The 12,353-nt window shown below is 65.5% G+C and carries 9 protein-coding genes; 3 read left to right on the forward strand and 6 right to left on the reverse strand.

Going from position 1 to position 12,353, the window contains the following annotated elements; genetic code table 11:
• Positions 1-58: 58 nt before the first annotated feature.
• Positions 59-1,390: an NsdA family TPR-like regulatory protein gene (locus NZH93_RS43950; RefSeq protein ID WP_259629284.1), complete on the reverse strand. Its 1,332-nt coding sequence runs from the start codon at positions 1,388-1,390 to the stop codon at positions 59-61.
• 737 nt (positions 1,391-2,127) lie between these two features.
• Here NZH93_RS43950 and NZH93_RS43955 point away from each other — a divergent pair.
• Positions 2,128-3,567 carry an ABC1 kinase family protein gene (locus NZH93_RS43955; protein ID WP_259629285.1) on the forward strand — a complete coding sequence of 480 codons (1,440 nt, stop codon included), beginning with the start codon at positions 2,128-2,130 and terminating at the stop codon, positions 3,565-3,567.
• A gap of 48 nt (positions 3,568-3,615) precedes the next feature.
• Here NZH93_RS43955 and NZH93_RS43960 read toward each other — a convergent pair whose 3' ends face one another.
• From NZH93_RS43960 to NZH93_RS43975, 4 genes are all read right to left on the reverse strand, one after another.
• Positions 3,616-5,490, reverse strand: a complete 1,875-nt coding sequence (locus tag NZH93_RS43960) for a 1-deoxy-D-xylulose-5-phosphate synthase (protein ID WP_259629286.1) — start codon at positions 5,488-5,490, stop codon at positions 3,616-3,618.
• The gene (gene ispH, locus NZH93_RS43965; RefSeq protein ID WP_259629287.1) at positions 5,483-6,433 is read right to left on the reverse strand and encodes a 4-hydroxy-3-methylbut-2-enyl diphosphate reductase; all 951 of its coding nucleotides are present in this window, start codon (positions 6,431-6,433) and stop codon (positions 5,483-5,485) included. The genes NZH93_RS43960 and ispH overlap by 8 nt, the downstream gene beginning before the upstream one ends.
• A 175-nt stretch (positions 6,434-6,608) precedes the next feature.
• The gene (locus tag NZH93_RS43970) at positions 6,609-7,556 is read right to left on the reverse strand and encodes a polyprenyl synthetase family protein (protein WP_259629288.1); all 948 of its coding nucleotides are present in this window, start codon (positions 7,554-7,556) and stop codon (positions 6,609-6,611) included.
• 340 nt (positions 7,557-7,896) lie between these two features.
• Complete coding sequence (locus NZH93_RS43975) at positions 7,897-8,730, reverse strand: terpene synthase family protein (protein WP_259629289.1); 834 nt, start codon at positions 8,728-8,730, stop codon at positions 7,897-7,899.
• A gap of 613 nt (positions 8,731-9,343) precedes the next feature.
• On the opposite strand from NZH93_RS43975, the gene NZH93_RS43980 reads away from it, so the two are divergent.
• Positions 9,344-10,372 (forward strand): terpene synthase family protein, encoded by a 1,029-nt coding sequence (locus tag NZH93_RS43980; RefSeq protein ID WP_259629290.1) that lies wholly within the window; start codon positions 9,344-9,346, stop codon positions 10,370-10,372.
• Positions 10,373-11,196: 824 nt separating this feature from the next.
• On the opposite strand, the gene NZH93_RS51360 is transcribed toward NZH93_RS43980, so the two are convergent.
• On the reverse strand, positions 11,197-11,511 hold the full coding sequence (locus NZH93_RS51360) for a transposase (protein ID WP_372506996.1): 315 nt from the start codon (positions 11,509-11,511) through the stop codon (positions 11,197-11,199).
• Positions 11,512-11,679: 168 nt separating this feature from the next.
• Between NZH93_RS51360 and NZH93_RS43985 the strand changes: the two genes are divergently transcribed.
• On the forward strand, positions 11,680-12,353 hold a 674-nt coding region (locus NZH93_RS43985), incomplete at its 3' end, for a phosphotransferase (RefSeq protein WP_259629291.1).

Below are 12,353 nucleotides of genomic sequence, written 5' to 3' on the forward strand. Positions count from 1 at the left end.
TGTCGTTCTCGCGTGGTGGTGAACGTGTTGAATCACCGCAGTGCACGGAGAAGGTCCCTCAACCGGCTGCCAGTCCATCGAGGCGGTCGATCGTCTTCGCTACGACGATGTTCTTGTGGTGCGGCAGCAACCGTCCGCGCATGGTCTGGAACACCCGGTTGACACGAGCGGAGTTCATGTGCGGGTATTCGTCCAGGAACCCCTGCCAGGTGGCACAGGCCTGTTCCAGGCGCCCGCTCCCGAACTGGACCTCGGCGAGGTGGTGGGTGGTGAGCATCCGCGACCGCCGCTCGGGGGTGGTGCGGTGGCGCAGCGAGCGGCGCAACGCCGCTTCCGCGCCGGCGGAGTCCCGCAGCAGGGCCAGGGTCCGCCCTGTCCGGTACGCCAGGTCCGCGCGGACCGCCGATGCCTCGGCCGAGTCTGCGTGGCCCAGGCAGAGTTCGGCCTTCGCGAGGCAGGCCAGTGCCGTCCTGCGGTGGTCCAGAGCCGCGTGGGCGATGGCGGCTTCGCCGAGGAGCGCCGCACGAGCTTCGGGTGTCACCGATGTGCTCGCGTACCCCAGCGCGGCCTCCGTCAGGTGGATGGCGAGCCTGTGGTGGCCGAGGAATCGCGCTTGTGCGCTCATGTCCCGGAGGATGGCGACGTGTTCCCTCAGGTCGCCCGCTTCCAGCGAGAGGTGCAGGGCGCACTGGTAGTAGCGTTGGGCCAGGTGGTGGCGGAGGCTGTCGAAGGACATGGCGCCGATCAGGCGCAGCAAGGAGGCCACCGCGCTGAGCAGGTCGCAGCGGATCTGGCCGACCGCCTCGGCGGCCAGCCAGGCCGTGATGTCGGTCGTCAGGTAAGCGGTCAGCGCGGAGAGGCCCCGGCCGCTGCCGAACGCCTTGTCCGCGACGGAGAAGGCGGCTGTGGTCGTCCTGACGGCCTCCACGGCGTCAGGCCCCACCCCGAATGGCGAACTGCCTCTCGCGGGTGTCCGCGTGGCCGTGCGGTGGTGCGGCGGCCATGCGGGTGGGACGGCCCAATCCACCCGGTACGGCAGCTCGTAGAGCACGGCGCGGCCTCCCGGGTCCAGGTCTGCCGCTACGAGTCGCAACAACGCGGGAATGCCCGCCGAGTCGTCGGGCGGCAATTGGAATTCGGATGCGGTCTCGTCCGAGAATCCCGTCGCGGCGACGGTGATCGGGCGACCGAGGCGTCGAGTGAACGCCTCGGCGATGAAAACGGGCACTGGGTGACGAGGGCGGCTGCCGCCCAGCCAGTGGGAGACCGTCGTCCGGTCGTAACGGAGGGTCATGCCGGACTCGGCAGCTACTCGGTTGACCGCCAGGGCGAGATTGTGATTGGTGCACTTCGCCTCTTTGAGCAGATTCCGCAGCGATTCGTTCGACATGTACCTACGTGACGACATGGCTCCTCGGCAATCATCTTGGGCGACTGGCGCTCATTCGATAACAGGGGATCGCTTCACGAGTACCCATCATTTCCAGGTGATGTGTAATCCTTCCTTATGCTGCGATAGCAGCGCTGTTAGGGACGATCTCGTCTTGATGGAAGGCTTGTTCGTCGACTGCCATCTTGCCTGCATCAGTGAACTTCGACGTGCTTCGGCTCGCTAGAGGACGATCGGGTGATGATTCGGAGTAGGGAGCGGGTGAAGTGCTCGACCTGCCCCGTGGGGACCACGGGGAGGAATCGATTGGCCCAACTGCCTAACTGGGATGAGTGAGCTGGAGAAAAGGCAATTCGAACGTTCCTCACGAATTACTGTGAGTGATTTTGCGGTGGGTGATCACCTGAACGGTGCGTTCCGCTGGGTGATCCCTTCGGCTCTGATGGAGGCGCGATGGTGAAATGCCGTTCAACATGTTCAACACGCTCATGCGGCTGGTCGGGCGGCCGGCTTGGCACCTGGGTGATGCGATATGAACAGTGGATGTTATCCGGTTGCCGCTCGTGCTTCGTGCACGTGCATCCTCACGGAATGGTGCGCCGTTGTCTGTCCTTCGCAAACCAGAGTACGGCCCGACCAGTGGTACGACGCCTTCCACCGACAAGGGTCCTAGCCGTGCCCGGTTGTTGGCGGGCGTGGTGGGTGGCATCGCGGTGGACACGGCATCCCGTTCGGTGATGGACCGGGATCCGGGAGAAGGAGCGAAACACGGGTCGGCGGATCGTCGCCGCGCCCGCAAGGTCAGGACGGCGTTCGAGCGGCTCGGCCCGTTCTACGTCAAGCTGGGGCAGATGCTGTCCACGCGGCCCGACCTGGTCTCGGACGTGATGATCGCGGAGTTGGAGAAGCTCCACGACCAGGTCGAGGTGACTCCTTTCGGGGAGTTCGCGTCGATCCTCGACCGGGAACTGCCTTCCTGGAGGAAGCGGTTCCAGTCGATCGACGTGGTTCACCCGCTGGGGTCGGCTTCTCTCGCGCAGGTGTACCGCGTCGTCCTGGACGACGGGAGCCCGGCCGTGGTGAAGATCCAGCGGCCGCGGATCCGGGCGCTGGTCCTGCAGGACATGAAGAGGTTGAGGCGGGTGGCTCGGCTGGTCGGCAGGTTCGCGCCCCAGTTCACCGAGTTGATCGACGTGGACGCCATGTTGCAGGTGATCTTCAACGGCATGGAGCCGGAGTTGGACTTCACCCTAGAGGCCAACAACATGGACGACGCCAAGCGGGCGGTCAAGGGGTTCAAGCACCTCACGGTGCCCAAGCCGGTCGAGGCGACACCGCGCGTGCTCGTGCAGACCCTGGCACCGGGCGTCTCGATCGGCGATGCGAATCCGAACGACTTCTCGAAGAAGAAGCGGAAGCAGATCGGACGCGACCTGCTGGGGTTCATGTACCAGGGCTACTTCTCCGACCGCGTCTTTCACGCCGACCCGCATCCGGGCAACATTTTCGTGGTTCCCGACGGCAAGGCGAACCTGATCGACTGGGGCATGGTCGGACGGATCGACAAGAACCTCGGCACGCTCCTGCTCCTGGTCCTGCTGAGCATCGCCCAGAACGACGCCGGCGCCACGGCGCGGGGTTGGATCGAGATGGGCCACGCGACTTCCCGTGCGGACATCATGGGCTTCGAGAGCGACATGTCCATGCTCGTGCCGCGAATCGTGTCGGCGTCCCTGGAGGAGTTGAACTTCGGGGTCACCCTCAGCACGGTCCTGATGTACGCGACCCGCCGCGGCATCCACACCAGCCCCCACATCTCGTTGTTGGGCAAGTCGTTCGCGAACGTCGAGGGGTCGGTGCGCAAACTCGCGCCCGAGCTGTCCATGGTGGACGTCTTCGAGGACGCGATGGTGGTGGTCCTCACCGACCTGTTCACGGAGTTCCTGTCGAAGAAGCAGGCTGCCCGGTTCGCCCTCGACCTGATGCTCGGCACGACCACGGCGCTCGAGCACTCGCGCACCCTGATGCGTGACCTCTCCAACAGGGAGGTCACGCTGAGGGTGGGACTGCTGAACGAGAAGGGCTCGCACGGTGCGGGTACCACCTCCCACAAGGTGGTGTCGGCCGCACTCGGAGTCGCAGTGGGAATGTTGTGGGCCCGGCGACACGGAGCTTGAGGAGGGCCGAGCACGCTGCGGGGACCGCCACCCGCCGCCCGTGGCGCGTCAGTTCTGAGCGGCCGCGTGCGGTGGAGCGGAGCGCCTTCGCGAGGCTGCGGTCGCCGTGCTGTCCGCATCGAGGTGCCGCAACACGGTGCGCACGATCGTCGCGGCGTCCAGTCCGCAGTTCCTCAGCAGGTCGGCTCGGGTGCCGTGGGGCAGGAAGCGGTGGGGAAGCGCGATGGTGCGCAGGCGGGTCGGGTTGCCGCCCTGGGCGAGTTGGTGGGCAAGCCTGGACCCGAAACCGCCGGTGCCGATGTTGTCCTCCACGGTGACGGTCAACCGGTGGGCCGAGGCCAACTCGGGCAACCACGGGTTGAGCGGCGCGGCCCACCGGGGGTCCACCACCGTCACGCCGATCCCCTGCTCGCCGAGGACCGCAGCGGCGTCGACGCACGCCCGTGCGGTCGGACCGAGACCGACCAGGAGCACTTCGGCGTCGTGGGTGATCCCGAGCACGTCCAAGCCGTCCACGTGGTCCAGAGCGGAGATGTCGGGGCCCGCGGCCGACTTGGGGAACCGCAGCACCGTGGGTCCGCTCTTGTTCGCCGTGGCGTCGCGCAGCAGTTCCCGCAGCCTCGCGGGATCCCGCGGGACGGCGATGGCCAGACCGGGCACGACGGCGAGCAGCGCGAGGTCCCACATGCCGTGGTGGCTGGAACCGTCCGGTCCGGTGATGCCCGCCCGGTCCAGCACGAACGTCACGGGCAGGCGGTGCAGCGCGACGTCCATGAGCAGCTGGTCGAACGCGCGGCCGACGAACGTCGAGTAGAGCGCGACCACGGGGTGCAGGCCCGCGAGTGCGAGGCCCGCCGCGCTGGTGACGGCGTGCTGCTCGGCGATGCCGACGTCGAAGACCCGGTCGGGGTAGGCCCGCGCGAAGTCGTGCAGACCGGTCGGGTGCACCATGGCCGCCGTGATGGCGACGATGTCGGCGCGCTCGGCCGCGATCCGGACGATCTCCTCGCCGAACACCGAGGTCCAGCTCGGTCCCGACGACTGGAGGGCAATCCCGCTGACGCGGTCGATGACTCCGACCGCGTGCATGCAGTCCGCCTCGTGCCGCTCCGCCGGGAGGTAGCCCCGGCCCTTGCGTGTCACGCAGTGCACCAGCACAGGGCCACCCAGCGCCGCTGCACGGCGCAGAGCCGCCTCCACCGCGGGGACGTCATGACCGTCGACCGGGCCGATGTAGGCCAGGCCGAGAGCCGTGAAGAGGTTGGCGGTGTCCTGAGACTCCCCGTCCACCGCATCGGCGGACGCGGCCTTGCGCAGGGCCGTGAGGTGCCGTCCCAGCGCACCGGTGGTCGGCGCGTAGGACCGACCGTTGTCGTTGAGCACCACGATCACCGGCTGGCCTGGTGCGGCGCCGATGTTGTTCAGCGCTTCCCAGCACATTCCGCCGCTCAACGCACCGTCGCCCACCACCGCGATCACCCGCCGGTGGGGCTGACCACGCAGCGCGAACCCGCGCACGAGACCGTCGGCGTAGGACAGCGCGGTGGACGCGTGGGAGTTCTCGACCACGTCGTGGTCGGACTCCGACCGGCTGGGGTAGCCGGACAGCCCGTCCTCCCGACGCAGGGTGTCGAAGTGCTCCCGCCTCCCGCTGACGATCTTGTGCACGTAGGCCTGGTGGCCGGTGTCGAACACGATCCGGTCGGTCGGGGAGTCGAACACCCGGTGCAGTGCCAGCGTCAGCTCCACCACGCCCAGGTTTGGGCCGAGGTGACCGCCGGTTCGGCTCACCCGGTCCACCAGGAAGTCGCGGATCTCCTCGGCCAACACCGGCAACTGCTCCGGGGCCAGGAGCTTCAGGTCACTCGGCGCGTTGATCTCGCGCAGCAGGGGACCAGCGGCGAGCGGGGGAGTGTCAGTCATGCTCGACCACCCCTCGGGGTAGCGCGAAGCGGATCGTCTCCTCGGTGACGCGGTGCTCACGGACATCTACGGGCCCGAGGTCCTCCAAAGCCGAGATGACCCCGTCGACGAGTTCAGCCGGAGTCGAGGCACCTGCCGTGAGGCCGATCACGGCGGCCTCGGCGATCCACTCGGGCTCGATGTCGGACGCGTTGTCGACCAGGTGCGCCGGTGTGCCTGCCCGGACCGCGAGTTCGACCAAGCGCACCGCGTTGGAGGAGTTCGGCGATCCCACCACCAGGACCACGTCCGCCTCCGCCAGGATCGACCGCAGCGCGTCCTGCCGGTTGGTCGTGGCATAGCAGATGTCGTCGGAGCCCGGCCCCCGCGCTGCTGGGAATCGACGTCGCAGGGCCTCGATCACCTCGGTCGTCTCGTCCACGGCCAGCGTGGTCTGGGTCAGGTAGGACACGTGCTCGGGGTCGGGCAGGTCGAGATCGGCGACGTCGGCGGCGTTCTGCACCAGGACCATGCTGCCGGGCGCCTCCCCGAGGGTCCCCTCGGTCTCCTCGTGGCCCTGGTGGCCGATGAACACGACCGTGTCGCCACGTCCCGCGAATCGGCGTGCCTCCGCGTGGACCTTGGTCACCAACGGACACGTGGCATCCACGACGCGCAGCCCACGCGCCGCGGCTTCGGCTCTGACCGCGGGCGAGACGCCGTGCGCGGAGAACACCACGGTGGCACCTCGCGGCACCGCGTCGAGCTCGTCGACGAACACTGCACCCCGCTGTTCCAGACCTCGCACCACGTGCTGGTTGTGCACGATCTGCTTGCGCACGTACACCGGCGGCCCCGCATCAGCCAGCACCCGCTCCACGATCTCGATCGCCCGGTCGACGCCGGCGCAGAACGAGCGCGGAGACGCCAGCAACACGGTCCGCGGCCGTGATACCGCAGCCACCTCCGCGAGTGCGGCACGGCCTGCCGCGGAACCCGCTTCATCGTCCGGATGAACGACGATCGCCGCCGAGGTGGCCGAACCGGTACTCGTAGTGGTGATGTCAGGGGAGTGCAGCTCGGTGGTCAAAACAACCAGCGTCCCATCACAGTGGTAGGTGTCCGGTGGTCGTGCGAGGTCAACGGTTCCGGTGCACGATCAGGTCGGCGATCGCAACCAGATCCCGCTCGGCTTCCGCTGGAGGAGCGATCGCCCGCAGACAGACGAGCGCTTCGTCGAAGTGTCGTTGTGCCGCCTGCTCCGTCCACTCCCTGCCGCCTGCTTCGACCACCAGGTCCGCCATCATCGCCAGGTCGTCGTCGGACTGTGTGCCCTCCTTCAGGTACGCGGTGGCCAACCGGCGGCCGGCAGGCGAAGGAGAGCTCAACGCCGCCACCACGGGCAAGGACTTCTTTCGAGCGCGCAAGTCCGACCAGACCGGTTTTCCGGTGACGAGCGGGTCGCCCCAGATGCCCAGCAGGTCGTCGACGAGCTGGAACGCCATGCCCAGGTTGCTGCCGAATCCGCGCACAGCGGGGAACACGGACGGATCTCCGCCTCCGAACATCGCTCCCAGCACGCACGAGCACTCCAGCAGCGCACCGGTCTTCGCGGCCGCCATCAGCCGGCACTCGACGAGCCCTACGTCGGCACGGGACTCGAAGTCGATGTCAGCGAGCTGCCCCGCGATCATCCGCTGCGTCATCCTGTACAACTCCGCGGATCCGTTGCCTGCGGCCGGGTGGGCGGAGCTGGCCATCACCTCTCCTGCGAGCGCCAGCATCCCGTCGCCCGCCAGGATCGCCAATGGCACGCCGAACAACGACCACACGGTGCTCCTGTGCCTGCGGCTGGTGTCGCCGTCGATCACGTCGTCGTGGATGAGGGAGAAGTTGTGCACCAACTCCATCGCGGCGGCTGCGTCCACCGCGTCGTCGGGTACGCCACCGACCGCTCTCGACATCAACAGGACCAGTGCCGGACGGACCGCTTTGCCCCCGTCGTACACGACCGCGGTCCCGTCCGGGTCGCACCACCCGAAGTGGTACCCCACCACCGTGCGCAGTGGATCGCCGAGCTGCTCCACCGCTCCTCGAAGTCGTGGCTCGACGGCGTCACGCGCGTTGCGGAGCAACAGGGAACTGACCGGGGCGACACCCGCTGCTCGTATCACTGGCATTTCCCGCGTCATGGCGCCGACGACCTCCTTCCGCTGGAGTGGAACGCTTGTCCTCCATCGTGGGCGGACGACGAGGCGTGGCGGAAGGTGGCGGTCCGTACTCCGACGATGAACGTGATGAACGGGCCCGACGTCGAAGCGGTGAGCGGCAACACGGTTCTTCGAACCGATTGGGTGCCCTGGCCGGCTGGGTTTCAGTCTGCCGGTTGGACAGTCCTCCGTGATCGGTTCGGTAGGAGCACCTCCTTCAGCTTGGGCTCCAGGAGATGTCCCACCACCAGGCGACGGTGGGAATGGTGAGGCCGCGGCGGCTGTGGTCCGGCCAGTTGTCGTGGCATCCGCCGGTGAGGTCGGCCGGGGCGTCCGGGTTGAGGTACCGGTCCACGTTGTAGGACCAGTCCATCCACGCGCGCACCCAGGTGTGCAAGCTCTGCAGGTAGCGCGAGAGTTCGTGGCTGCAATGCCGGGAGATCTGTGCGGACAACTGGACGAAGCGGGCCATGATCCTGTCTCGCATGGCGATCGTATCGGTGAGTGCTTGGAGCACGCTCACGTTGTCGTGGTGGGCGATGATCCCGATGATGTTGAGGTCGTCGGGGCTGCGGTGGCACTCCTTGTGGAATGACACGATCTCGTCGTCGAGGCCGACGAGCATGACCGCCATCTCGGTCACAGCGCGCACCGCGGGGCGATTGGCCTCTGCGCTGGGCAGTTGGAAGCCTCGGGCGTAGTCGTTGAGCGCGAAGACCGGAAAGCCGCCCGTGGTGTCGAGGCGCAGCGCCAGGAATTCGTCGAGATCGGGCACGAATCCGGTGGCGCGGGCTTGGCATTCCCTGACCTGCCCGAAGAGGAAGGTGCGGATCCCGTAGGTCCAGCGGGTGATCTGCACCGGTGTGGCACCGGTCGCCTCCAGGCGAAGCCGCAAGTCGCGAGCACTGGTGACGTAGGGGTTCGCGCTGGGGGCGGCGGCCTCTGGCGCCTCGATGGCTCGGTGGATCTGTGTGGCGAGCGAGGCGTAGGCGGTCGGCTGGGTGGAGAGTTCGGTCTCATCGCAGTGGTCGTCGACGGCGAACAGCCACATGAGGGCGTCACTGGCGACCTGGGTGGTTTCGGGTAGGCCATCGGGGTATGCCTTGGGAGGTCAGGTGCCCGGCGTTGACCTGGCGGGCGAACGTGCGGCTCCGCACCTCGTCGAGGCACATCCCGCTGTGCCGCAACCACGTGGTGGTGCGCTCTTGGAGAAGTTCGCCGTCAAGGGTCGATGCGATCGGCGCGATGGGGCAGAAGGGCGCAGGGACCGATAAGGGCTCATCCAACCGTGGCAGCAGTGGCATCGGACAACCCCTTCATCAAGGTGGACGCGGAGGACTTCGAGCGCCGCGGGCGATCGGTTCGAGTCGGTGTGGCCGATCGGCGGTGGATGAGTGCGCGAGAATCGCGGATCTCGAGTGAAGCTCGGTCCAGTCTGCTGCGCAAGTCGTCTGGTTGATGAACCTACGGGCGGTTCAACATGTTCAACCATGTGGTGGCTGAACGAACTTCACACACTTCAATCGAATGGCAACAATGGCTTCTGCTCCGCGCAGCGATCATCCAGCGGCCAGTACGCACTCCGCTGGAGGTAGCGAAAGATGGGCAGGAGCGGATTACTTCGGAGGTTCTCCGGATGGGTCTCGAGCGAGGTGCGAACAAGCATGCCGATATTGGACGAAAGAACCCTGCGCCTGCCTTTCCCTACTTGTTCGAGCCCGTTCGCGGAGGCTGCGGAAGTGCACGTGAGGCAGTGGGCCAGGCGTTTCGAGATGGTGCGCGGGCCGGAATCCGAGCGTCGATTCGCTGAAACCGGCTTCGGCATCTGCGCGGGTTACGTGCAGGCAGATGCCTCCAGTGCTGCGCTGAACGTCTATGCCAAATGGTTGGCATGGCTCTTTCTCGTCAACGATCAACACGGCGAGGGGGTCTACGAAACGCCGGAGACGTGGCTCGGTGCGGTGCGGCACCTGCGCCCTGTCTTCGAAACGGGTGAGGTGGACAACGGAAGCGCCAGCACTCCAGCAGCTCGCGCGTTGGCCGACGTGCTCGGGCACGTCTACCCCGTGATGTCCCCGGCGTGGCGCAAGCGATTCTCCCGACACTGCTGGGAAACGATCGAGGCGGTGGTGCCGGAAAGCGATCGTCGTCGACGAGAGCGAGTTCCCGGCGTGGACGAGTACATCTCGAACCGCAGGCTTGTCAGCGCGGGTATCCCTCTGTTCGACCTGTGTGAATTCATGGCAGGTCGAGAACTGCCCGACGACGTCCGTGAACACCCCGCGTACCGCGAGATGGTGATGGCCGCCAGCGAGGTCATGGCGTGGTGCAACGATGTGGCCTCGCTGGAGAAAGAAGAAGCGGCAGGCGAGGTCGACAACTTCGTGCTGGTGTTGGAGGTGGCGGAGGGGTTGGATCGCTCGCGCGCCGTGGAGGCCGTGGTGGAACGTGTGCGTCACCGGGTGGAGGAGTACCTGCTCGCCGAACGATCGATCAACACGTATCTGGCTTCCAGGGCGCCGAACTTCGAAACCTGGCGTGTGGTCGACTACTGCATACGGTCAATGCGCCATTGGATGGTCGGCAACGTGCGATGGTCACAGTTGAACCCGCGGTACACCGTGTCGCAATCACATCGGCAACGATCGCGACCGCCGCACGTCGTGGACTTGCTGAGCACACGGGCAGGTTGATGCGGTGACATGGGTCTACTCGGTGGTCCCAGCGTGGGAGGCTCGTCTTGGGTGGCGAGGTAGCGCTGAGCCTGGACGGGCGGTGAACCGGCAAAGCGCAGGAGGGTCCGGCGCGGCAACACCAGCGAAGCGTCCCAGCTCATCCTTCGTGACCGTTCCCAGGTCTCGCTCAACCACCCGGCTCACATTCCCCACTCCGCGATGGCTCATTCGAGTTGATCGGTCAGCACCTGATCAGCGGTCACCGGATGTTGGGAAGGGGTCTGGACTTTGTGATGGTGCCAAGCGAGTCGAGCTGCTCAAATTCGATACGTCAATTTTTGAGGTTTCTCCAGTCGAGGTTCGTGTCGAGCGCGAGGTGTCGATGGTCGTTGGGCATGTCGGAGTGGCGGTAGTGGATTTCACCGCCTCGGTGGAGCTGGTAGGTGTGTTTGTCGTTGTGAGTGTAGTAGCAGGTGATGGCGATGTGATCGAGTGCGCCCCGTCGATATTCGGTGTAATCGGCAGAACGCTTACCACGATGGTCTGCGCTGGATTCGACGCTGTGGACGGACTGTCAGGCGGTGTGAGGATTACCGTGCATCCACTCAGCTCAATGATGAATAGAAGCACGAAGATGCCGGCAACTTTTCTCATCGCTTCCTCCCTGAGTCCTTGTGGAAATAGGATGATGCAATTGTCAAACTAGTGCAGTGCGTGCGATCATTCAGTGCTTGTCTTGGCTGTCATTGTCAATGGCTTCATCCTGAATGAGCGAGATTCTCCATTCGCGGTGTCGATACCTCTGGGCAACGCATTCAGTGCAACCCCATGTTAGGAACGTGTCAATGGCTGTGCTCACCCGAATGTGTGAAAGTGTTGAACAAGATGCGACTGGATCGGGTGGGGGATTGAGTGACTGCATTCAGTTCCCCACTTCGGGTTCGCTGCATTGAACAGTGCGGTTGCTTCCGGTCGTGCTTTGTTAAAATGCTGCTGATCTGGGCTGTTTTTGTTGATGTTCGGTACCGCCTGCGCGGGTGGGCGGTCGCTGTCGGGCTGACGGCCTGCGCGCAGGTCAGGTCGCGTTCGGTCAGCCCGGGGCGGAACTCGATGGCATCGCCGTAGCTGGCGTCCGCCACCACCAGCAGTCGGGGCACGCCCCAGTCATCCGGTGATCTCGTCGAGGATGTCCAGCGTCAGCCGCCACTTCCGATGCCTGATCTCGTCCGGGATCCGGCAGGCCCGTGACGCACCGCCCGCGAGGATCGGCGGATAGCAACGGAAATGGACACTGGGGCACTACGTTTTACCCGTAGCTCGACAGCATGATTCATCCTGTTCAACAGCGTGGCCATCGCAAGGCCTTGTTGCGCATGAGTGAAGCCGGTTCAATTCATGATTTACCGCCGGTGGTGGCAGACGGTGTGCGCCACCGCTTTGTCGCGACCACAGGTTCCGGCTCGGCATGGCTTCTTGAGGAAACGAGCGTCATCGTGATCCTGCAAAGAGACCTCGGCGCAGCGCGCACGAGTCTCCAGCTCTGGCTGTCGATCGCACTGCCCAGGGCCAAGGAGATTGAAATTATCGATCTTTGGAGTCCGGCGAATGGCTTGTCCGGCGAGACCTTGCTGTTCGAAGCTCGTTGGATCGAGGGCGGGAGCGCCTTCGATCGACGGTACGCCGTGCGAATAGCTCCAACAGTCCACCACACCTATCTGGACACACGATTTACCGAGCAGTACCGCCTGCTTCAGGTCCTCGCCGAGCGCTCTGACATTCCGGTTCCAAGTTCAAGCTGGTACGAATCCAACCCGGATATTCTGGGGGCGCCATTCTATGTAACGGACTATATCGACGGCGTTACTGCGCCGGACGTTCCTTCCCATCACGTGCACGGCTGGGTGACCGAGCTCAGTCCTGGCGAACGAACCCGGATGTGCAGGGACACGCTCGAGCTCACCGCACGCCTGCATCGTTTGGATGCTTGGCCTCAAGTGGT

The sequence above is a fragment of the Umezawaea endophytica genome (assembly GCF_025061645.1).
GTDB classification, from domain to species: Bacteria; Actinomycetota; Actinomycetes; order Mycobacteriales; family Pseudonocardiaceae; genus Umezawaea; species Umezawaea endophytica.

What these genes read in the sequence shown, in the direction of transcription:
- NZH93_RS43975 (WP_259629289.1), bottom strand. Translation starts at nt 8,730, where the DNA reads ATGTGGCTGTTCGCCGTCGACGACCACTGCGATGAGACCGAACTCTCC.
- NZH93_RS43950 (WP_259629284.1), bottom strand. Translation starts at nt 1,390, where the DNA reads ATGTCGAACGAATCGCTGCGGAATCTGCTCAAAGAGGCGAAGTGCACC.
- NZH93_RS43980 (WP_259629290.1), top strand. Translation starts at nt 9,344, where the DNA reads ATGCCGATATTGGACGAAAGAACCCTGCGCCTGCCTTTCCCTACTTGT.
- NZH93_RS43960 (WP_259629286.1), bottom strand. Translation starts at nt 5,490, where the DNA reads ATGACTGACACTCCCCCGCTCGCCGCTGGTCCCCTGCTGCGCGAGATC.
- NZH93_RS43955 (WP_259629285.1), top strand. Translation starts at nt 2,128, where the DNA reads ATGGACCGGGATCCGGGAGAAGGAGCGAAACACGGGTCGGCGGATCGT.